The sequence below is a fragment of the Chryseobacterium sp. OSA05B genome, from assembly GCF_019970065.1.
Classification (GTDB): domain Bacteria; phylum Bacteroidota; class Bacteroidia; order Flavobacteriales; family Weeksellaceae; genus Chryseobacterium.
In genome coordinates this window covers 23,629-45,200 of the sequence record NZ_JAHXYH010000003.1, presented here as the reverse complement: position 1 = coordinate 45,200, position 21,572 = coordinate 23,629, and the positions used below count along the sequence as shown (strand labels likewise).

Here is a 21,572-nt window from a genome sequence, read left to right as displayed (position 1 = left end):
ACTTAGTTAACTGTTAACAAAGTTAATGAAAATTATTATGAAAGAAATTATTATTACCCATGCCCGACAGAATAATTTAAAGAATATTTCATTACGCATTCCAAAGAACAAGATAACGGTATTTACGGGAGTTTCCGGTTCCGGGAAATCATCTTTGGTATTTGAAACGATTGGAGCTGAAGCCCAACGCCAGATCAACGAGACCCAAAACAGTTTTGTCAGAAACCGGCTGCAGCATTTCGGGGTTCCTAATGTTGATAAAATAGAAAATCTCAATGTTCCGTTTATTATCAATCAGAAAAGATTGGGTGGAAATGCACGTTCGACAGTGGGAACGGCCACGGATATTTATGCATCCCTCCGATTGCTTTTCTCGAGAATCGGAAAACCATTTGTCGGCTACTCTAATGTATTCTCATTTAACAATCCACAGGGAATGTGCCGCGAATGTGAAGGATTGGGCTATGTACAGACTGTAAATATTGACACTCTTTTTGATAAAAATAAATCACTGAACGAAGGCGCCATCCTGTTTCCGACATTTCAGCCAGGTGGCTGGAGGCTGACCCGTTATATTCATTCAGGCTACTTTGATAACGACAAAAAACTCAGAGATTTCACCAAAGATGAATGGGAAATACTACTCAATGCAGAAGAGCACACTCCTAAAAAACCCAATAAGGAATGGGGAAAAACCGTAAAATATAAAGGAGTCATTCCAAGAATTGAAAACTCATTTCTGAAAAAGGATTCAAAGGAGAATGTCACCCGAAAAGAGACCTTAAAGAATGTCATCATTACTAAAGAATGTCCTGTGTGCAAAGGACAGCGCCTTAATTCAAAGGTACTGACCTGTAAAATAAACGGTAAAAACATTGCAGACTGTACAGCCTTATCAGTCGATGATTTGCTCAGTTTCATCCAGAAAATACCTTCTGAAACCTATGCTTCTGTCATCGGGGAACTTGAAAAGAAACTTCAAAACCTTCTGGATGTAGGCTTACAGTATCTGAGCCTGGACCGGCAAACAGACACGCTTTCAGGAGGGGAATCCCAACGGATAAAAATGGTCAAACAGCTGGGAAACAGCCTTGTAGATCTACTCTATATTTTCGATGAACCCAGTATCGGTCTTCATCCGAAAGATATTGACCATATTGTGGATATCATTCAAAAAATACGGGACAAGGGCAATACAGTTCTGATTGTGGAGCACGATCCTGATCTCATCAAAATAGCAGACCTGATCATCGATATGGGCCCAGGTTCAGGAAAAAACGGCGGGGAAATTATGTATCAGGGTACTTTTAAAAGCTTAAAAAATGCAAAAGGTAAAACAGCCAGTTATTTCAGTAAAGAACGAATTTACAATGTAAATCCCAGATCAGCAAAAGGTTTTCTTGAAATAAAAAACGGCCATCTTCACAATCTAAAAAATGTCAGTGTCAAAATACCAACCGGAATTATGACTGTAGTAACCGGTGTGGCAGGTTCCGGAAAAAGCACATTGATCAATAAAGTTTTACCTTTATTTTACCCACAGGTAACCGTAGTAGATCAGTCTGTTTTCACAGCGAGCAGCCGCTCAAACCTTTTAACCTACCTCAATCTGTCAAATACCGTAAGGAAGCTTTTTTCAAACACCAACAATGTCTCCGAAAAACTTTTCAGCAGAAACGGAGAAGGCGCGTGCCCCAATTGCAGAGGATTGGGGATTGAAAAAATAGATCTCGCTTTTATGGATGATATTGAACAGCCTTGTGAAGTCTGCCACGGATCAGGATACAGGCCTGAAGTTCTACGATATCCATATAAAGAAAAAAATATCGCCGACATTATGAATATGACTGTTCAGGAAGCGCTTCACTTTTTCCCTAAATCCGGTTTTGAGCATGAATTTAGCCTGCTGATCAAATTAGGATTGGACTATCTGACGCTCGGACAAGGGCTGGACAGTTTTTCAGGCGGTGAAAGACAGCGTTTAAAGCTGACCAAAGAACTGAATCAAACCGATCAGATTATTATTTTAGACGAACCCAGTACTGGACTTCACCCTATTGATAATGAGAAGCTCCTTTCTTTCTTTGATGAACTGGTCAATAAGGGAAATACCCTCATCGTTATTGAACACAATCTGGATATCATTGCTCAGGCCGACTGGATTATTGATATCGGTCCCGGAGCAGGAAAACTGGGTGGGAAGATTGTATTCGAAGGAACTGTAGAAAATCTGCTATCTGCAAAACATTCTGCAACCTCCGTTTATTTAAAGAAACATTTGAAAGGCAAATAATGTATTGATATATAAGTGAAAATATCATCCCGGTCACCTTATTTTAAGGGAATTTTAAAGCCCTGTTGAAAAAGAAATATTAATTTAGCACTTATATAAATTCCATCAAAACACCCATTAATACAATACAGAAGATATCCAATGCAGAATCCTGACATCAACATTATTAAAACAGAAATTCTTTCTGATAACTGGTATACTTTAAATAAAGTTACCTACACCATTACCAAAAAAGACGGAACTACGGAAACCCAGAGCCGAGAAGCCTATGACAGAGGAAACGGAGCCGTGATCCTACTTTATAACAAAACTTCAGGCACAATCATTTTAACCAGACAGTTCAGACTGCCGACTTTCATCAACGGAAATGCTACCGGAATGCTCATTGAAGCCTGTGCCGGCCTGCTGGACAATGATAATCCTGAGGAATGCATCAAAAGGGAAACGGAAGAAGAAACCGGCTATAAAATTTCAAAAGTTGAGAAAGTATTCGAAGCTTATATGTCGCCAGGCTCAGTAACGGAGATCCTGCATTTTTTCACTGCTGAATATTCCTCTGAAATGAAAATCACAGACGGCGGAGGGCTTGAAGAAGAAGGTGAGCATATTGAAGTTCTGGAGCTGAAATTTGATCAAGCCCTTGTGATGATAGACAGCGGAGAGATCATGGATGCCAAGACCATCATGCTTCTTCAACACCTGCGTATTAAAAACATTCTATAGTAAACAGAATGAAAAAACTATTACCGGCATTAGCATTACTCACTCTCGCATCCTGTAAAGAAGATCCTAAAAAGGAGAATAAAACCTCTGTACAAAAGGAAACTGTAGCTCCAACTAAAACTGGAGTTATAGAAGATGTTTCGTATACTGAATTTAAACCTGAAAAGATTTCTGATTTAAAAATCAAAGGATTTGATATTGAACAGGCCTTTTCTGTTGAAGGAAATAAGATTGTATCAGGAAATTTCCAATTTACAGACGGTAAAATTACTCTGCCTGACACTGAAGAAGACTTCGGGAAGAGACTTTTACTGTTGAATCATAAAAACGAAATCATTTTCCAATCTCAAGGCTCAGGAGAGGCATATCTTTATGAACCTTATTTTTATAAGAACAGTCAGAATGGAAATATGATTATCGTCTGTCAGCTGGCTTATGAGTACTTTTTTGGTGGTGATGCTTATTTATTAGAAAAAGGAAAGATCAAATATCTCGGAAATCTGGATATTGAACCCGATAACGAGGAAAAAAAACTGACGGACATCTTACGAATTAAAGAATCTAAAGACGGCATCACTTTCACTTTTGATGCAGATTCCTTAGTTTTAAAACCGGGCAGTGAAGATATTACCATCAAAAATAAGGATGTGAAATATGTGTATGATTACAAGTCTCTAAAATTGTATAAATAATTTTGTGACAGATGACTAATGAAGGTTTTTAAACACAAATACCACAAATTTAAAACACAAATTTTCACAAATACGCCTATCCTATTTGTGTCATTTTTGAAAAACATTCGTGCAATTTGTGTTTAAAAGTTCAAAATATTAATTTTACAGACACATTCCATCACACAACAAATTATATGAAAAAATTAATACTAACCCTTTCTGTAGCCCTTTCTGTAGCAGCCTTTGGACAGAAAACAACTGGTAAGACCAACAATCTGGCTCTTTATGCTTACCAGACTTTCAACTGCGATAACAAAGGATATTATGATCCGGGAAAATACAAAAAAGAGGAAATAGACGGTGTTTTTAAACTTCTCTACACCCTCAACGGAGTTGCTTTTGATAATCATACGGTTTTTAAACCTTCAGATCTTGAAGATATCCGAAAAAACAAAAACACCTATTTACAGCAAATGGATAAACAATATCAGCAAAAGAAGGCAGAGCTGTACAATCTTAAAGTGATCAACCTACCGGAGTGGAAAAAACTTCATCAGGAAGCAATCAAGGCTTTTGAAGGAGAATATCAGCTCAAAAAAGAAGAGCTTAATGCCTATTCTGATCCTGCATCACTGAAAAACAGTCAGTTTTACAATACCTGCAAAGAATATATTGATGCCGTTTCTTCTCCGGATCAAGAGAAAATGTATGCGGCATGGGAAAAATTTGCAAAAGCAAGAAGCAAAAACAACGCTGATCCGCAGTCGGTGATGACCAGATTTAATGATCAGCTTAATGATCTTCAAAAAGATGATTATGCACTGATTGATCTGGTTGGCATGGGTTTTCACAACTGTGCGAACGCCAGTTTCAGAGCTGAACCGGATGATGATGGAATATTGTATAAGAAGTTTGACAAGATCTTTGTGAAGCTGAAGCAGGATTGTGATCAGCCGTAGGATTTATTTAAAGATTATAGCAGCATTCGTTTTCGGATGCTGCTTTTCTTTTTTAAATACTGACACCGTGGATGTTTTTCACTTCCGCCATGACAAAAGTACTGTGCGCGCTGCCAATCGTGTCCAATGAACCCAGCTTATTGAAGACAAAGTCCTGATAATGCTTCATATCTCTTACCTGAACTTTGAGCAGGAAATCAAAATCTCCGGAAATATTGTAACACTCCGCAACTTCGTCGATCTGTAAAATGTCTTCCACAAACTGGTTGCCTACGGAACGATCATGCATCTTAAGCTTGACCTGGCAAAAAACGGTAAATCCCCGATTGAGTTTTTCGGCTTCCAAAACAGCTGCATAGTGTTTGATATATCCGGACTGCTCCAGCCTTTTCATCCGTTCGAAAACAGGTGAAGGTGAAAGGTTAATTTCCTTGGCAAGCTCCTTTACGGTCAGTTTAGCATTCTTTTGCAGGATTCTAAGCAACTGAAGATCCTTTTCGTCAAGTCTTTCCACAGAATAATATTCTTTTTGGGATTATGTTTTTCAAATTTACAGAATAATTCGCTTTCAAATCAATACCAAACCAAATTATATTCTTATTTTATTCAGTTTAGCCAATCAATTCACTTTAATTAATATCTTTAGCCCAGATTTTGTTCTTTAAAATCCTTCATCAAACAGAAGAGGTTTTACATAACGTAGATTAATAGGGAATCGTGTGAAAATCACGAGCTGTCGCGCAACTGTAAGTAACATTCCAAAGGTTTTTATCGAAGAATATCCACTGCCAAGGCGGGAAGGATGATAAAAACTGTTACAAGTCAGGAGACCTGCCTCGTCTGAATGGACAATGCTTTCGCGGTCTGAAGCTTCGGGTCATACAGATGATACTTTTAGAACGTTCCTGTGAAAAGGAAAACTACGTCCTTATTGTGTCTCTTTATCCTCATATATTCTTTCCCAAAATAGCATTGCGAAGCATTCTAAAAGAGCTTTTACCATCATTATTGTTTAATTTAAAAGTGTAAGAACATGCAAACGCACCTACTTGGCAGCCCGCGTATTGGCCGCCACAGAGAACTCAAAAAAGCCTGCGAGCAATATTGGTCAGGCAAAACATCACTGAATGCACTCCTTGAAACCGGGAAAAATATCAGCCTGCAAAACTGGAAACTGCAGCAGGAAGCGGGAATCGATCTTATTCCCTGCAATGACTTTTCGTATTACGATCAGGTTCTGGATATGACGCTGACTGTTGGAGCCATTCCGGAACGTTATCAGGAAATCGCAGCCAGAAAATCAGCTTCAGAGCTTGACCTGTATTTTGCAATGGCAAGAGGATATCAGAAAGACGATCTGGATATTACCGCCATGGAAATGACGAAATGGTTCGACACCAATTACCACTACATCGTTCCGGAATTTCAAAAGAACCAGCCTTTCAGATTGTTCTCAAAAAAGATTATTACTGAATTCATCAGTGCAAAACAAGCCGGAGTGAATGCAAAGCCTGTAATCATCGGGCCACTTACTTATCTTCTCTTGGGAAAAGAGAAAGAAGAAGGGTTTGACAAGCTAGATTTAATTCATAATCTTCTTCCGATATATATTGAAATTTTAAAAGAACTTGAGAACCACGGTGCTCATTGGATACAGTTTGACGAACCGTTTTTAGGACTGGACCTCACTGAAAAAGCAAAAGAAATCTACCAATCGGTTTACAACGAATTACGAAATCAATTCCCCAACCTGAAATTCATTGTTGCCACTTATTTTGAAGGTTTAAAAGATAATCTTTCACTGGCAGTTTCCCTTCCGGTGAATGCCTTACATATTGACTTGGTTCGTTCTCCTGAACAGCTGGATGAGGTTTTAAATGCTATTCCGCAGACCCTGAGTTTATCCTTAGGAGTTGTAGATGGCAGGAATATCTGGAAAAATGATTTTGAAAGATCATTGGGATTCATTGAGAAGACGGTCAATACCATCGGATCTGAAAGAATTTTCATTGCTCCGTCATGTTCCCTGCTCCACTCTCCTTTCGATCTTGATCTTGAAACCAATGAAAACACCTTATCTCATGAGATCAAACAATGGATGGCTTTCGCCAAACAAAAGGTTCATGAAGTGGTTGCTTTAAAAAAACTGGCAGCCGGAAAAGCAGATTACCAGACCTTACAACAATATGCAGAAAATAAAAAAGCCATTGACAACCGTAAAATTTCATCTCTGATCCACAACCAGGCCGTAAAAGACAGAGTGGATGTAACCACTGAAAATGATTCGCAGAGAAACAGTCCTTTCAGAATAAGAAAAGAAAATCAGCAGAATGTTCTTCAGCTTCCTTTATTCCCAACAACGACTATCGGTTCGTTTCCACAGACTAAAGAAGTAAGAGCCTGGAGATCGAAATTCAAAAAAGGTGAACTGACTGCCGAACAATATGATGACCTGCTTAAAAAAGAAACGGAAAGAACCATCCGCTGGCAGGAAGAAATCGGTATTGATGTATTGGTTCATGGTGAATTTGAACGAAATGATATGGTGGAATATTTCGGGGAACAGCTTGCGGATTCGCTTTTACTCAAAACGGATGGGTTCAGAGCTATGGAAGTCGCTGTGTAAAACCTCCGGTAATCTATGGTGATGTGCACCGACCGCATCCCATGACGGTTTACTGGTCTCAATATGCTCAATCACTTACTCAAAAATGGGTAAAAGGAATGCTTACCGGCCCGGTAACGATCCTTCAATGGTCCTTTGTACGAGATGATCAGCCAAGATCTTTAACCTGCAAACAGATTGCCCTGGCGATTCGCGATGAAGTGAACGATCTGGAAAAAGCAGGAATCAGAATCATTCAAATCGATGAACCGGCCATCAGAGAAGGACTACCACTTAGAAGATCCGAATGGCAGCAGTATCTGGAATGGGCAGTAGAAGCTTTCAGAATTTCAGCTTCAGGTGTTGAAGATACAACGCAGATCCATACGCATATGTGCTATTCCGAATTCAATGATATCATTCAGAATATTGCGGATATGGATGCCGATGTAATCACCATAGAATGCTCCAGAAGCCAGATGGAACTGCTTCAGGCCTTTGCAGATTTCAAATATCCGAATGAAATTGGCCCGGGAGTTTATGATATTCACTCACCGAGAGTCCCTTCGAAAGAAGAAATGATCCATCTGTTGAAAAAGGCGCAGGCTGTCATTCCGGCTCAGCAGCTTTGGGTGAATCCGGATTGTGGTTTGAAAACCCGTCATTGGGATGAAACGGAAAAGGCGCTGATTGCGATGGTGGAAGCCTCCAGAGAAGCCGCCGCAGCTTTTGTGCTGCAGGAAAGCTAAAAAATTAATCATTATAATTTGTAAGCAGGAGTTTTGGCTCCTGCTTTTATGTTTTGGCTAAAGCCGTTTTTGTTTGAATGATAACGAGCAGGCGGGCTAAAGCCCACCCCTATTGAATCGGTTTAATGTGAATGGAATTTTTAGACGCAAAGATTTAAAATTCATGCTGTTGATTTAAGGAAAACAAAGAGGAATCAATTTTTGAAATTGATTGACTAAGCGGAAGTAAAACGAACAGTGCAATAATACATTTTCTAGAAATTTATATTTCCAAAATTTGCGCGAGACTTCTGTTCACAAAGGTTTACATCGTATTCACGAATAGATTTTGTTATCTCCAATAGGTATATTGTGTATATTTGAAGTCTATACAAACTTATGACCGAACATTCTTCTGATTATTCTAAATGGTTAATAAACTGGAAAACCAATTATTCATCTCAATCAAAATCGCGACGCGTAATTGACCTTTATGAGATCATTCTTAAGAGTGAATTTTACGACACAGATTATTGGTATTTCGCAGGTGATAAGGACATCAACTCAAGACTTGTCTCATTTACAAAAGAAGACTGGCAAAAGCTCAGAGAAGATCTCGCCAATTGGAAAAGTAATCAGATTGAAATATTAAGTCTGGTCCTTTCAACAGTTAAAAACAGCTCTGGGCTGAGTGATACGAGTCCATCGGAATCTATGAAAAGTGAATGCTACGCTTACATCCTGACTGTTTGTGATGATGATCTATTTATTGATTTAATTGATAACATCCATTTTTTAAAGCTCAACACTAACAAAGATATCAATGTTTTAAACAGAATAAAAAACAGGCTTTTAAAGTTAAAAGATTCACCAGTAATTCAAAATAGCGGTTCTTCAGAATTCTTTTATACAAAAAAGAGATATGAAGATTTCATTGTTCTGATTGATACAGAAATAGAAAAAGCAGACACGAAGAATAAATAAAACTTCATGATTCCTAAATTCAATAGAAATGGGCTTTCTCCCATTATCACAAAGTAAAATCCTACATCCGGCTTTAGCCAAAATTTATCCGGAAAACAACATTCTTTCAAAATAAAAATTTAACGTAGTTTTGATACCACATCCATAATAAACTATTTTCTGCCATGAAAAAAGCGACCGTCATTATAAGTCTGTGTTTTCTCACTACTTACTTATCTGCTCAAACCGAGATAAAATCTGATCCGCAAACCAATCAAACAGCTCAAACGAATCATGACAAAGCTTTTGAACAATGGATGACGGAAAACAAAGTTCCGAATATAGGACTCGGTGTGATTAAAAACGGGAAACTTGAAAAGGTGAAAGTGTATGGAGTATCTCCAAAAGGAACTCCTGCTCCTGATGATATGCTATTCAATGTAGCTTCTGTTACTAAACCTGTGACCGCAATGGTTGCTTTAAAATTGGTTAGTAAAGGAAAATGGAACCTGGATGAACCTCTTGCCAATTACTGGACAGATCCTGACATTGCTCAAGATCCAAGAAATAAAAAACTGACCACCAGAATCGTTCTCAGCCATCAGACTGGTTTTCCCAACTGGAGATGGATGAATGCTGATAAAAAACTGAATTTTCAGTTTGATCCCGGAACAAAATATCAATATTCCGGAGAAGGTTTTGAATACCTGAGAAGAGCTTTAGAAAAGAAATTCGGCAAAACACTGAACGAGCTTGCCGGAGAATTGATCTTTCAGCCCTTAAAAATGAACGATACTTCCTATATCTGGGATGAAAAAAAGGATGCCTCCCGATTTTCAGAAGGCTACGATAAGGATGGAAAAATGTATAAAACCGTAAAAGTATCAACAGCCAACGCAGCAGATGATCTTATGACTACGGTGTCGGATTACAGTCGTTTTTTAATCAGTGTGATGAATGGTGACGGACTTTCCAAAAAAGTTTTTGAAGATATGAAAACCAGTCAGGTGATTACTAAACAAGGAAAATCATTTGGTCTGGGCTTTGAAATCTATGATTTGGGCAATGGAAATATCGCATTGTCACACAGCGGAGCAGACAAAGGAGTACAGACAATTTTCGTTATCATCCCTAAGACGAAAGACGGGATTGTGATTTTCACTAATGTTGATGATGGTTATAAATCTTTTGAAAAATTATTGACGGAATATCTGGGGGAATATGGGAGGAAGGTTGTGGAGATTGAGACGAAGTAGGTATTGATAGCAATACAACTATTTTTTTAATAACACTCTAGAAAAAACAAAAACATCTCTGTCAGCCATTTATCTTATTAAAAGCGAAAAAACATTTGACAAATAGCTGTTTTTTAAGCATCAAATAAATTAATACTGAATAACTTACGATATTTCAAATTAAAAAGCTTAATTTTGCACCCCGAAATAAGGATTTTACAGTTATGAAAAAATTAGGCGAATACAGAAAGCTTCTTGATGTAGATAAAAATGTTACTTTAAAGGAATTAAAGACAATTTACAGAAATACGATGAAAGATTCGCATCCTGATAAATTTATCGATGATGAAGCAGGGAAACTGGAAGCAGAAGAAAAAAGTAAAGCTGTGATTGAAGCGTACCATTTCTTGGTAAGCATCAACCAGGAAACACAGGAAAAATATAAAGAAGAATATACGGAAACGATCACAAAATCTAATATTCAGGATTTTTATCTTGAAAAAGCGGTTTTGAAAGTTCAGCACCTGAACGGAAATATGTACGAATATATTGGGGTTCCAAGAAATACATATATAAAAATGGTGAACGCTGATTCCCCAAGCCGTTTTGCAAGAAGACACATCTACGGAAGTTTCGTCTACAGAAAAGCCGGTGAGGCTATGGCAGATTAATTCTCCACCTATAAGATAATAAAGGCTTTCAGTTCATTCTGGAAGCTTTTTTCATGCTTAATTTTGCTCTCGCAGATGATTCAGATATAGCCAGATCAGCAAACCTAGAAATCTGCGTTATCTGATTAATCCGCGTGAAATTTTAAAATCAAGCAATTTGTATTAACTTCATCATAATCAAATAAATTAATTCTCTCTTTACACTTCTTATACTATTAGACTTTGCATAAAAAAATAGATGGAAATACTTCAAAAATCAAAAAAGCGCATCAGAAATCTGATGCGCTTTTCGGTTAATTATGGTTGTTATATTAATCTACGTGTTTCGGAGTGTATCCGTCTTCACTTAGTTCTTTATGTTCATATTCCGCTTTCATTTCAGCTTCGTAGTCTACTTTTTCACCTTTACCCATTCTTCTTAGAATTGAATCAAATAATGAGTATACTACCGGTACAATGATCAGCGTCAGGAATAATGATGAGGTCAAACCACCGATAATTACCCAGGCCAATCCGTTGTTCATCTCTGCTCCCGCTCCTTTTGCAATCGCAATTGGGATCATACCGAAGATCATCGCAATCGTGGTCATCAGGATCGGACGAAGACGTGCGTGGTTCGCCTGAATCAAAGCATCATGTGTACTTGCACCAGCTTCTTTTCTCATATTCGCAAAGTCGACAATCATAATCGCGTTCTTCGCTACCAAACCAATCAACATGATCATTCCCAGCATCGTAAAGATGTTTAATGAATTTCCGGTGATGGCAAGGATAACCATTACCCCGATCAATGCCAGAGGAATAGAGAACAATACCACAAACGGATATACAAATGAATCATACAGTGAAACCATTACCAGGTAAACCAATACGATAGCTGCCATCAATGCAATACCTAAGGTACCGAAACCTTCCGTCTGGTTTTCCATATCACCACTCCAGATATAGCTTACTCCAGCCGGTTTGGTCTTCTCGTTATCCATAAATTTAGCGGCCCATTCGTTGGCAACATCTCCTACAGGACGACCTACTACTTTAGATTTTACCTTTACAGAAGGTGATTTATCTCTACGTTCAAGCAAACTCGGTCCTGAACCCATTTTTACATCTGCAAACTGGCTCAGTCTGATCTGCTCACCCTGAGGATTCGTAAACATCAGGTTTCTTACATCATCAATAGACTGTCTGTTGGCATCACCAAAACGGATGTTGATATCATATTCGTATTCTCCGGCTCTGAATTTTCCGTCTGTATTTCCACTGAATGCAGTCTGCATCGTTTGTCCTACACTGGAAAGATTTAAACCTAAAGACGCCATTTTATCTCTGTCGATATTCACCTGAACTTCCGGGTTACCAGAGTCAGTAGATAATTCCGCATCCACAGAACCTGGAACTTTTTTAAGCAATTCAAGAATTCTGTTGGCTTCTTTGTTGGCTGTTTCGTTATCCTGAGCCGTCACTACCATTTCAATCGGTGCATTATCCGCTCCCATTAATCCGATTGGTGCCGTTTTAAATTCAACACCTGTGAATTTCTCTTCTAATGCTCTCTTGATTTTTGCAGATTTGATATCTGTACTTTCATTACGCTCAGATTTATCTACCAAAATCACCTGAATCTCTGACTGATACAATGTAGCCTGCGCCCCACCAAAACCTGATGACTGCTGACCAACCGTGGTGATCATATCTACTACATCTTTATCATTTCTAAGGTATCTTTCAACCGCTAAAGTAATCTGATTGGTTTTTTCTACGGAAGCATCTTTTGGTAATTCCATCTGAACAAGGAACTGGCCTCTATCCATTTTAGGGAAGAATTCACCACCGATAAATCCGAAAGCCACCAACATAAATGAAGAAATCAGGATAATGAATGTTACAACCACTGTCATAACTCTTCTTAGTGTTGTTTTTAAAGCCCACTCAAGAATTCCTGTGATCCAGTGCGTGAATTTTTCCAACTGCTTTTCAAACCAAAGGATAAATTTCTCAAAAGGATTTTTACCTGTCAAATGCACCAGTTTACCATATCTTGAAGATAACCAAGGAATGATGGTAAATGAAGCCAGTAACGAGAATAATGTCGCAATAACTACCGTGACACAGAACTGCGCCAGGATATCAGACACCAACCCGGAACTCATCGCAATCGGTAAGAATACCACCACGATTACAAGGGTAATAGCCGTTACCGTAAATCCAATTTCCGAAGCTCCGTCAAAGGCTGCACGGATTCTGCTTTTCCCCATCTCCATGTGACGGTAAACGTTCTCCAGTACTACAATCGCATCATCCACAAGAATACCCACAACCAGTGAAAGTCCAAGTAAACTCATTAAATTCAAGGTATATCCCATCAGATACATCCCGATTACCGTTGCAATCAATGACATCGGAATAGAAACCATTACGATAAATGCGTTTCTGATGTTATGAAGGAACAATAGCATTACTACTGCTACCAGGATAATCGCCAGGAATAAATCGAAAATTACGTGGTCTGCAGCTTCAAGCGTAAAGTCTGTAGAGTCATCTACGATATTGATTTTAATCGCCTGCGTTTTATAATCTTTCTGAACATTTTCAATTGTTTTCTGAATGGCTTCTGAAACCGAAACTGCATTGGCGTCAGATTGTTTTTTAACCTGAAGTAAAATCGTTGAATTCTGATTGTATCTTGCCACTTTCTCCACATCTTTCTGAGTATCGAAAACGGTTGCAATATCAGACAAACGGACCTGAGCTCCATTTTTATTGGAAACCACAAGGCTGTTCATCTCGTCTACACTTTTATACTTTCCGGAAAGTCTGATCGTAGATCTTGAAGTTCTTGTCTTCAAAGCTCCCGTCGGGAAATCCAGGTTGGAGGAAAGAATGGCCTGCTGTACATCTGCGATGGCAATACCATACCCCTGCATTTTATTTTCATCTAAGTTCACCTGAATCTCTCTCTCCTGTCCTCCTACAAGGTCAACCTGAGCTACACCATTTACACGGGAGAAAATAGGCTCTATCTTTTTATCTAAAAGGTCATAAAGATCTTTATTATTCAGCTTGTTACTGGAAATACTCAAAGTCATGATCGGAAGATCATCCAATGAGAACTTTTGCAGAGAGGGTGGATCTGCATCGTCCGGCAGGTCTGCCAGAATAGCATTTACCTTTCTTTGTGCATCATTCAAAGCGTAGTTTACATCGGCACCGGTATTCAACTGAACCATGATTACCGATAAACTTTCGTAAGATGAAGATTCTACTTTTTTCACGTTTTCCAGGGAACCCACGGCATCTTCAATCTTTCGGGTTACCGAAGTTTCCACCTCAGCAGGCGAAGCTCCCGGATATACCGTAGAAATGGTTACCATATTGGTTTCAAACTTTGGAATCAACTCGTACCCCATCATGGAGTAACTTAATAAACCACCCAATGTAAGTATCGTAAACAATACGATAACAAGGGACGGCCTTTTAATGGATATTTCTGCTAACTTCATCTTATCTTACTTTACGATGTTGATTTTCGAACCGTTATCAAGGTTGATCTGTCCGCTGGTAATTACCTGTTCTCCGCCATTAAGTCCGCTTAAGATCTGAACTTTGTCACCGTATACTTTTCCGGTTTGTACTTTAATCAGTTTAGCCGTTCCGTTGCTTACGACAAATAGCTGTCCTGAGCTTACTCCGTTCACAAAAGCTTCTGCTGGAACGGTCAGCATATTCTGAGTTTCAGCACCGTGATTGGTTTTAAATAAAGCCGTTGCATACATACCTGCTTTTAAGTTTCCTCTGTTCTGAACTTCAATTTCAACCGGGAAATTTAAAGATGCATCACTCTTAGGAGCAATAAATGTAATTCTACCGCTGAAAGAATCTTCCGGTAAAACATTCACATTGATCGGAACTTCCTGACCTAATGCAATTCTTCCCACCTGGCTTTCGTCTACTAATACAGATAGTTTCAGACTGTTGATATTAACGATTTCAAACATAGAAGTTCCGATAGAAACTACTGTTCCCGGCTCAACCATTTTCTTGTTGATTGTACCGCTGATTCCAGCACGGATGCTGGTGTCATTGACTCTTACACCCTGAGCTCTTACGGCTGCCTGTGCATTTTTCAGCTGCAGTCTTGAGTTGTCAACCTGCTGCTTCGTAACTCCTCCTGTTTTGAAGGCGCTTTCGTAACGCTGATTGTCGATAATTGCATTCTGTAAATTATTCTGAGCCTGAGAAACGTCAACTTCGATCGCGTCTTTTTTGATCACGGCCAAAGTCTGACCTGCAGAAACTCTTGATCCTTCTTTTACCAGAACGCTTACAATACGTCCTGCGATTTCAGAAGACTGGTTCATTTCCTGTTTTGGAATAAAAGTTCCGTTGGCTGAGTAATCCGTATTGATATTTTCTCTGGAAACCGTTACTACATTCACGTTGATCTTGTCAACCTGCTTAGCAACTTCCTTTACTTCTTTGGTCTGTTTCTCTTTATTATCTACAATCTTGTAAGCCGCTAAACCGACTAAGACCGCTGCTACGATGATGTATATTAAAGTTTTTTTCATTTTAGTTTATTATAAGTTTTGTAGTGTGTTCAGTTCCCCTTTAGCTTTTATGAGTTTAATCTCAGCCTGTTTGTAGTCGAGTAATGCGTTTGAATAGTTCTGTTTTGCCTGTGTTAAAGCATTTTCAGAATCCAGCACTTCGGTAAGTGTAGCCAAACCGTACTGGTAATTGGACTGTGTATTCTTCTGCACTCTTTCCGCAAGCTCAACGTTATCTTTCATGCTCTGAATATTGATGATGGCATTTTCCATATTGGTAACGGCATTTTTATGATCCAAATCTAAAGTCAACTGTTTATTTTGGATATCCTGATCAAGATCCTGAATATCTATTTCTGCCTGCTGAATTTTAGCTTTTGTAGCACCACCTGTGAAAATCGGAACATTGATGTTCAACCCTATCGCTGAATAGTCGCTCCAAAGAACTCCGTTATTAAGACCATTGGTCAAAGGAAATTTTTTCCCCATACCGGCCCAACCATAATTGGCAGTAAGGCTAACGGTAGGATAAAGGTAAGCTTCTGTTGCTTTTTTGTTAAACTGAAGAAGTTCTCTGTTTTTATTTAAAACTTTGATTTCTGTACGGTCATCCAGGTTTACTGTGCTTGCAATAAGTTCAGGTTTTGGCTCGATCGTTTTTTCTTCAAGCTCGATATCTGTTCCGATAGGCACTCCCATATAAAATTTCAAAGCATTTTTTGAAAGTTCAACGGAATTGATCAGCTGCTGCTTATTGGAACCGATATTGGTAAGCTGTACATTCGTACGATCTAGGTCGATGGCTTTTGCAAGACCATTATCCACTAAACTTTTGATGACGTTTCTTACTCTTTCCGTATTGGCGTAACTGGCTTCTACCGTTTTCAGATTTTCTACCTGTACAAATACCTGGTAATAAGCGGTCGCTACGTTTTCAATGATCTGTTCGTTCGTCAGCTGAGCATTCAGGACATAGAATTCTCTGGTAGATTTTGCCGCTTTAAGACCTGTAAAAACTCTCTGGTCAAATAAAGCCTGCTGAAGCTGTACGGAAGCTGTTGAGCTCCAAGGCTGTCCCAGCTGTGCTCTGATTCTTTCTCCACCAAATTCAAGCAAAGACTCCTGAATAACAGGATTGTAGGTTAAACCCGCCGTGGCCGTTATCTGAGGTAAAGCACCCGCTCTGGCCTCATCAATCTTGTATTCAGCCTTTTTGATCTGTAATGCTGCTTTTTTAGCTTCTGCTTTATTCTGCAGTGCCTGCTTGATGGCTTCCTGTAAAGAAACCTGCTGCTGGGCAGATACCGATGAAAAGCCGAAAATCATAAATGCTGCAGCTATCCCAATTTTTAGCTTATTAGCAGTTATACGTTTTCTTTTCATAATTGTATACTTCGTTTATTTTTTTTAATGTAATTTTTCTCGTCAAGGTTTTTGTTTCTAAAGGACGTATCATTTCTTAAAATACTTTAACATTTTTTTAATTTTTAAAAAGCATGTTGATAATGATCTCTTTTCTTTCAGAAATAATCTGGTCATATTCTTTATCACTAATCATCAGATTCTCCATAAACAAAGGCCTTACAGCACTTGGGAATACAAGTAACGAAACCATATTAAGTATAAACTGCACGGGTGCCATTTTTTCTATATTTCCCAATTCCATTTCTTTTTCGATGTCTTTATACAGAGTTTCCAGTACATCTTCTTCAATTTCTCTCTGATGACAGTTTCCCTTATTGATCTGGGAAACAATATAGGTTTCCAGATACGGATACTGCAGACTCGTGGAAAGACTGCCTTCTATGAATTTGCTCATCTTTACCTTAAAAGGAAGATCTGCATTCTGAATGATCTTAGATTTTTCCTGTTCCACTCGCTGAGCTTCATCAAAGATGATCTGAATCAGATTATCCCTGGAACGGAAATAATAGTTGATCAATGTTCTGTTCACTCCGGCTTCATCGGCAATCTCCTGGGTAGTAGCATCAAACTTCCCCTTCACAAAGAATAAATTCTTCGCTGTCTCCTTGATCAATTCCTGTGTTTGGTCTTTTTTCGCTTGATTTGACATTATTGTTAAACAATTTTGTGCAAATGTAAATTAAATTCTGTTTTTGACAAAATTGTTAAACAAAATAATTAAACAAATTTGTTATGATTTACATCATGTTTTTGATGCTCAGTTTGAGATTATTATGAATTAATATTGGCTGGGAAAGGCATTTTTATATCTTTGCCGCAAAAAATTAATAACTGATGCGAAAGATTTTATTTCTGTTCACGGTTTTCCACTGTGCCCTGTCATATTCACAAAACAAAACCAAAAGCAGCGAATATTATTTCTATGAAAATAAAGGACAGATCGTTGATCAGGAAGGAAAAAGTAATAAGAACATTAAGTATCTGTACCATTCTTCGGGATTAAATGTGCAATTGCGATCCAATGGTTTCTCATATGATGTGTACGAAACCAGAAAAACACCAAACCTCAATTCTTCAAAATATCTGAAAAACACAGTTTCTGATTCCAAACCCTACCATTTAGATGAGTTTAATTATGAACAGCTTTTTCATAGAATAGACATTGAGCTGATCAATTCCAATAAAAATACACCGCTTATCACAGAAGGAAGATCTCCGGATTATGACAACTATTATAATCTTTCTGAAAAGCCGGAAGGTATTACCAATGTTCATCGTTATCAAAAGCTCATATATAAAGATATATACCCTCATATTGATTTGGTATTTTTCAAGCCAAAGGACACTTTAAAGCCCATTGAGTATAATTTTATCATCAATCCGGGTGGAAAAATATCCGACATCAAAATGAAATTCAGTGGCGCCCCCACTTCCATCAAAGCCGGGACGCTTGCGATGGATGTACGTTTCGGAGAAATTCATGAAAATATTCCCAACAGCTGGATTCTGGGCAATAAAAAAGAAAATATTGATGTATCTTTTAAAGATTTGGGTGATCACACATACGGTTTCAATGCACCCTTGAATCTATCCGATAAAACAATCGTTATTGATCCTGTTCCTACAAGAATTTGGGGGAGCTATGCAGGGGGTACCGGTGAAGATTATGGAAAGATCAAAACAGATATACAGAATACCGCTTACCTCATTGGAGCTACTTCCAGTAACACGAATTTTGCCACAACCGGAACTTACCAGCAGAATATAGCAGGAAATTTTGATGCTTATGTAATGAAGCTGACCAAAACCGGACAAAGACTCTGGGGAACCTACTACGGATCAGGAATGGCAGATACATTTGAAGATGTGGATTTCGACGAAAATTTCAATGTTTTTGCGGGAGGTACTGTTCAAAGAGGACCCAATAATAAAAACATTGTTCTTGTAAAATTCAGCGGTACAGGAACCTTACTTTTTCAAAAGGAATTTAACTCAAGCAGAAATGAGGGGCTATATACAGTCTCGTACAATCAAAATCATGTGTATTTGGGTGGTGATACATTCAGTGATGATTTTCCTACGGTAAATGCCATGCAGCCAACTAAACTCACTCCTTTAGGAATGACTGATGGTATTCTGGCATCTTTGGATTCAACAAGTGGGGCTGTAGACTGGGCTACCCATTTTGGAAAAGCAGATGGCTCAACAACGATTGTACACATCATGTCTTCTGTTGATCATCTTGAGATGCTCGGATTGACACAGTCTGCCAACATTCCAATGATCAATGCATTTCAGCCCGTGAAAGGAGGAAGTGTAGACGGTATCTATTTAAAACTCTCAAAAGACGGAAGTACGCTTCTAAGATCCAGCTATTATGGAAATGAATATGCAGAAGTAATATGGAAGGGTGCCATGGTAAACAACACTTTAATTCTGCCGGGAAAATATACCACACCTGCTTTTCCTTCTGGACAGCCGGGCGTTTGGAGAGTTAATTTAACGAACAATACTATTATTAAAAATTACTTTAATTTTCAAGACGGCTACCAGCTGAATGCTTATCCCGACTCATCAGGAAATATTTTTTTCACGGGTCTTCATTCAAGCGGTCAGTCGGATATCTCTACTCCAGGAGCCTACATGGGAATGCCTCCGATGTATATTTCTACCTTTCTCATCAAGTACAATCAAAATGATGTAAAAGAATGGGGAACGTATTACACAGGAAACGGAGCGACTCAATTGGGACTGGTAACCAAAGATAACGAGGGAGCTATCTATTTTACTGGAATGTCCAGCGGAAATACAGCCGGTATCGCAACTCCCGGAACATTTCAGCAGCAACCAGGAGGCGGAAATGATATTTTCATTGCCAAATTTCAAGACTGTACTTCAACCTCTGTTGTCACTTCCAACTCACCAGTCTGCACCAACTCTACCCTCCAATTAAATGCTACCGGAGGATCTACCTACAGCTGGACAGGACCAAACGGATTTATTTCAAACCTGCAAAATCCTGCTATTCCTAATGCTACAAACGCTAATTCGGGAATTTATATCTGTCAGGTTTCAGGTTCCGGAGCCTGTGATGGAAGTTTTACCGTCAATGTCGTGGTTGGAGACAATGCAGCTCCCGTTCCAAATATAGCCACCTTACCGGGTGTCACAGGCGACTGCCATACGGTTATTACCAATATCCCAACCGCAGCAGACCATTGCGCCGGAACTATTATGGCTACAACTGCGGATCCTCTTTCTTATTCAGTTCCGGGAACTTATACCATTCACTGGAATTATGACGATGGAAACGGAAATATTGCCACACAAAACCAAACCGTTACTGTAAATGCTGTTCAAACTCCTGCTGCAAATGCTACACAGACTTTCTGTGCTTCCAATACTCCAAAGGTTTCCGATCTTCAGAGTACAGGTCAGAATATCAAATGGTATGATGCTTCAGGAAATCTACTGGTTGGTACAACTCCACTTGTCAATGGACAGACTTACCATGCATCCCAAACAGTTAACGGCTGCGAAAGTGCTAAAACAGCTGTTCAGGTAACGATAAACAGTACGCCAAAACCAACAGCAAATACGGCCCAGGACCTCTGCGCATCAGCATCGCCTACGCTGGACAAACTGGTTGTAACCGGAACGTCTATTGTATTTTACAATGCTGCAGGAACTGTTCTTCCGATTACAACACCTCTTGTTCACGGGCTGACTTATTATGTGACCCAAACCATCAACGGATGTGAGTCTGAAAAACTGGCTATTGCTGTTACACTTTCAGTCAATAATGTTCCTGCAACCAATTATACCGCTGTATTTTGTAACAGCACCACCGCAAATACGATGAATGTGAACCTTCATTCGTATGAAAGCAATATCATCAATAATCCCGGAAGTTATATTTTCACCTACACAGACATTGCTGGAAACGTAATTACTAATCCGGCTAATTATACTTTGAATAATGGAACTACGGTTATCATAGTAAAAGTAGCAACGGCCGACGGATGTTTTATAACTGTAAGACTGACTTTAACATTAAATCCAAAACCTTTTATTGAACTTTCTGATCAAGCAGATTTCTGTGAAGGCAAGACTGCTAAACTGGATGCCGGACCGGGCTTTGCTTCTTACCTTTGGAGCACTGGGGCAACCACTCAATCCATTACCGTTTCTACGCCCGGAACTTATACGGTGACTGTGAAAAATACTTTTGGATGTGAGAATACGAAATCTGTTCAGGTGACTTATTCTGTGTTGGCAACAATTGTCGCAGTGAATATAAATAATAATACAGCGACTGTTGTTCTTTCTGCAGCAGGCAGCTATGAATATTCTTTAGATAATTTCATTTGGCAGGATTCCAGCACCTTTACCAATCTAAGTTCAGGAGAATATACAGTGTATGTAAGAACGAAATCTGGATGTATCATCGGACAGAAAAAGTTTTCTATTTTCAATATTCAGAATGCGATAACTCCAAATGGCGATGGAAACAATGATACCTGGAAAATTGCCGGACTGGAAAACTATCCGGGAACAGAGATCTATTTATATGACAGAAAAGGATTTGTTATTTTGAAAGAGGTGATCGCAAAGAAACCTTTCATATGGGATGGGAAATACCATCAACAGCCTCTAGCTACAGGCAATTATTGGTATACCATAAAGGTTTCAGACGGAAGAACGTACAACGGATGGCTTCTGGTGAAGAACAGAGATTAAACAAAACGG

At 38.8% G+C, this 21,572-nt stretch carries 13 protein-coding genes, 1 pseudogene and 1 riboswitch; of the genes and pseudogenes, 9 read left to right on the top strand and 5 right to left on the bottom strand.

Going from position 1 to position 21,572, the window contains the following annotated elements; translation table 11 throughout:
- Window positions 1–37 precede the first annotated feature (37 nt).
- The 4 genes from LC419_RS12305 to LC419_RS12290 all read left to right on the top strand — a co-directional run bounded on the left by LC419_RS12305 (window position 38) and on the right by LC419_RS12290 (window position 4,649).
- Entirely contained in the window at window positions 38–2,293 is a 2,256-nt protein-coding gene (locus LC419_RS12305) for an excinuclease ABC subunit UvrA (RefSeq protein ID WP_223607638.1), read from the top strand.
- 141 nt (window positions 2,294–2,434) lie between these two features.
- On the top strand, window positions 2,435–3,016 hold the full coding sequence (nudK, locus tag LC419_RS12300; protein ID WP_223607637.1) for a GDP-mannose pyrophosphatase NudK: 582 nt from the start codon (window positions 2,435–2,437) through the stop codon (window positions 3,014–3,016).
- A gap of 8 nt (window positions 3,017–3,024) precedes the next feature.
- Complete coding sequence (locus tag LC419_RS12295) at window positions 3,025–3,708, top strand: hypothetical protein (protein WP_223607636.1); 684 nt, start codon at window positions 3,025–3,027, stop codon at window positions 3,706–3,708.
- A 176-nt stretch (window positions 3,709–3,884) separates the two neighbouring features.
- The gene (locus tag LC419_RS12290; RefSeq protein ID WP_223607635.1) at window positions 3,885–4,649 is read left to right on the top strand and encodes a hypothetical protein; all 765 of its coding nucleotides are present in this window, start codon (window positions 3,885–3,887) and stop codon (window positions 4,647–4,649) included.
- A 52-nt stretch (window positions 4,650–4,701) separates the two neighbouring features.
- Here the strand turns inward: LC419_RS12290 and LC419_RS12285 are convergent, their stop codons facing one another.
- Window positions 4,702–5,163 carry an Lrp/AsnC family transcriptional regulator gene (locus LC419_RS12285; protein ID WP_223607634.1) on the bottom strand — a complete coding sequence of 154 codons (462 nt, stop codon included), beginning with the start codon at window positions 5,161–5,163 and terminating at the stop codon, window positions 4,702–4,704.
- Between the two features lie 154 nt (window positions 5,164–5,317).
- A riboswitch (cobalamin riboswitch) is annotated at window positions 5,318–5,503 on the top strand.
- Window positions 5,504–5,682: 179 nt separating this feature from the next.
- Between LC419_RS12285 and metE the strand changes: the two are divergent.
- From metE to LC419_RS12265, 4 genes and pseudogenes are all read left to right on the top strand, one after another.
- Window positions 5,683–8,003 (top strand): annotated as a pseudogene (gene metE / locus LC419_RS12280) (5-methyltetrahydropteroyltriglutamate--homocysteine S-methyltransferase).
- A 378-nt stretch (window positions 8,004–8,381) separates the two neighbouring features.
- Window positions 8,382–8,966 (top strand): hypothetical protein, encoded by a 585-nt coding sequence (locus LC419_RS12275; protein WP_223607633.1) that lies wholly within the window; start codon window positions 8,382–8,384, stop codon window positions 8,964–8,966.
- 164 nt (window positions 8,967–9,130) lie between these two features.
- On the top strand, window positions 9,131–10,201 hold the full coding sequence (locus LC419_RS12270; RefSeq protein WP_306666577.1) for a serine hydrolase: 1,071 nt from the start codon (window positions 9,131–9,133) through the stop codon (window positions 10,199–10,201).
- A 203-nt stretch (window positions 10,202–10,404) separates the two neighbouring features.
- Window positions 10,405–10,851: a KTSC domain-containing protein gene (locus LC419_RS12265; RefSeq protein ID WP_223607632.1), complete on the top strand. Its 447-nt coding sequence runs from the start codon at window positions 10,405–10,407 to the stop codon at window positions 10,849–10,851.
- A gap of 311 nt (window positions 10,852–11,162) precedes the next feature.
- Here LC419_RS12265 and LC419_RS12260 read toward each other — a convergent pair whose 3' ends face one another.
- The 4 genes from LC419_RS12260 to LC419_RS12245 all read right to left on the bottom strand — a co-directional run bounded on the left by LC419_RS12260 (window position 11,163) and on the right by LC419_RS12245 (window position 17,472).
- A complete protein-coding gene (locus tag LC419_RS12260) occupies window positions 11,163–14,351 on the bottom strand; it encodes an efflux RND transporter permease subunit (RefSeq protein ID WP_223607631.1) in 3,189 nt (1,062 codons plus the stop codon).
- A 6-nt stretch (window positions 14,352–14,357) separates the two neighbouring features.
- On the bottom strand, window positions 14,358–15,419 hold the full coding sequence (locus LC419_RS12255) for an efflux RND transporter periplasmic adaptor subunit (protein ID WP_223607630.1): 1,062 nt from the start codon (window positions 15,417–15,419) through the stop codon (window positions 14,358–14,360).
- Between the two features lie 9 nt (window positions 15,420–15,428).
- Entirely contained in the window at window positions 15,429–16,781 is a 1,353-nt protein-coding gene (locus tag LC419_RS12250; RefSeq protein ID WP_223607629.1) for a TolC family protein, read from the bottom strand.
- 97 nt (window positions 16,782–16,878) lie between these two features.
- The gene (locus LC419_RS12245; protein ID WP_223607628.1) at window positions 16,879–17,472 is read right to left on the bottom strand and encodes a TetR/AcrR family transcriptional regulator; all 594 of its coding nucleotides are present in this window, start codon (window positions 17,470–17,472) and stop codon (window positions 16,879–16,881) included.
- A 185-nt stretch (window positions 17,473–17,657) separates the two neighbouring features.
- Between LC419_RS12245 and LC419_RS12240 the strand changes: the two genes are divergently transcribed.
- Window positions 17,658–21,563 (top strand): T9SS type B sorting domain-containing protein, encoded by a 3,906-nt coding sequence (locus tag LC419_RS12240; RefSeq protein ID WP_223607627.1) that lies wholly within the window; start codon window positions 17,658–17,660, stop codon window positions 21,561–21,563.
- Window positions 21,564–21,572 lie beyond the last annotated feature (9 nt).

Excerpts from the sequence above, each read along its gene's own strand:
- LC419_RS12305 (WP_223607638.1), top strand. The coding sequence starts at position 38 with ATGAAAGAAATTATTATTACCCATGCCCGACAGAATAATTTAAAGAAT.
- nudK (WP_223607637.1), top strand. The coding sequence starts at position 2,435 with ATGCAGAATCCTGACATCAACATTATTAAAACAGAAATTCTTTCTGAT.
- LC419_RS12295 (WP_223607636.1), top strand. The coding sequence starts at position 3,025 with ATGAAAAAACTATTACCGGCATTAGCATTACTCACTCTCGCATCCTGT.
- LC419_RS12290 (WP_223607635.1), top strand. The coding sequence starts at position 3,885 with ATGAAAAAATTAATACTAACCCTTTCTGTAGCCCTTTCTGTAGCAGCC.
- LC419_RS12275 (WP_223607633.1), top strand. The coding sequence starts at position 8,382 with ATGACCGAACATTCTTCTGATTATTCTAAATGGTTAATAAACTGGAAA.
- LC419_RS12270 (WP_306666577.1), top strand. The coding sequence starts at position 9,131 with ATGAAAAAAGCGACCGTCATTATAAGTCTGTGTTTTCTCACTACTTAC.
- LC419_RS12265 (WP_223607632.1), top strand. The coding sequence starts at position 10,405 with ATGAAAAAATTAGGCGAATACAGAAAGCTTCTTGATGTAGATAAAAAT.
- LC419_RS12260 (WP_223607631.1), bottom strand. The coding sequence starts at position 14,351 with ATGAAGTTAGCAGAAATATCCATTAAAAGGCCGTCCCTTGTTATCGTA.
- LC419_RS12255 (WP_223607630.1), bottom strand. The coding sequence starts at position 15,419 with ATGAAAAAAACTTTAATATACATCATCGTAGCAGCGGTCTTAGTCGGT.
- LC419_RS12250 (WP_223607629.1), bottom strand. The coding sequence starts at position 16,781 with ATGAAAAGAAAACGTATAACTGCTAATAAGCTAAAAATTGGGATAGCT.
- LC419_RS12245 (WP_223607628.1), bottom strand. The coding sequence starts at position 17,472 with ATGTCAAATCAAGCGAAAAAAGACCAAACACAGGAATTGATCAAGGAG.
- LC419_RS12240 (WP_223607627.1), top strand. The coding sequence starts at position 17,658 with ATGCGAAAGATTTTATTTCTGTTCACGGTTTTCCACTGTGCCCTGTCA.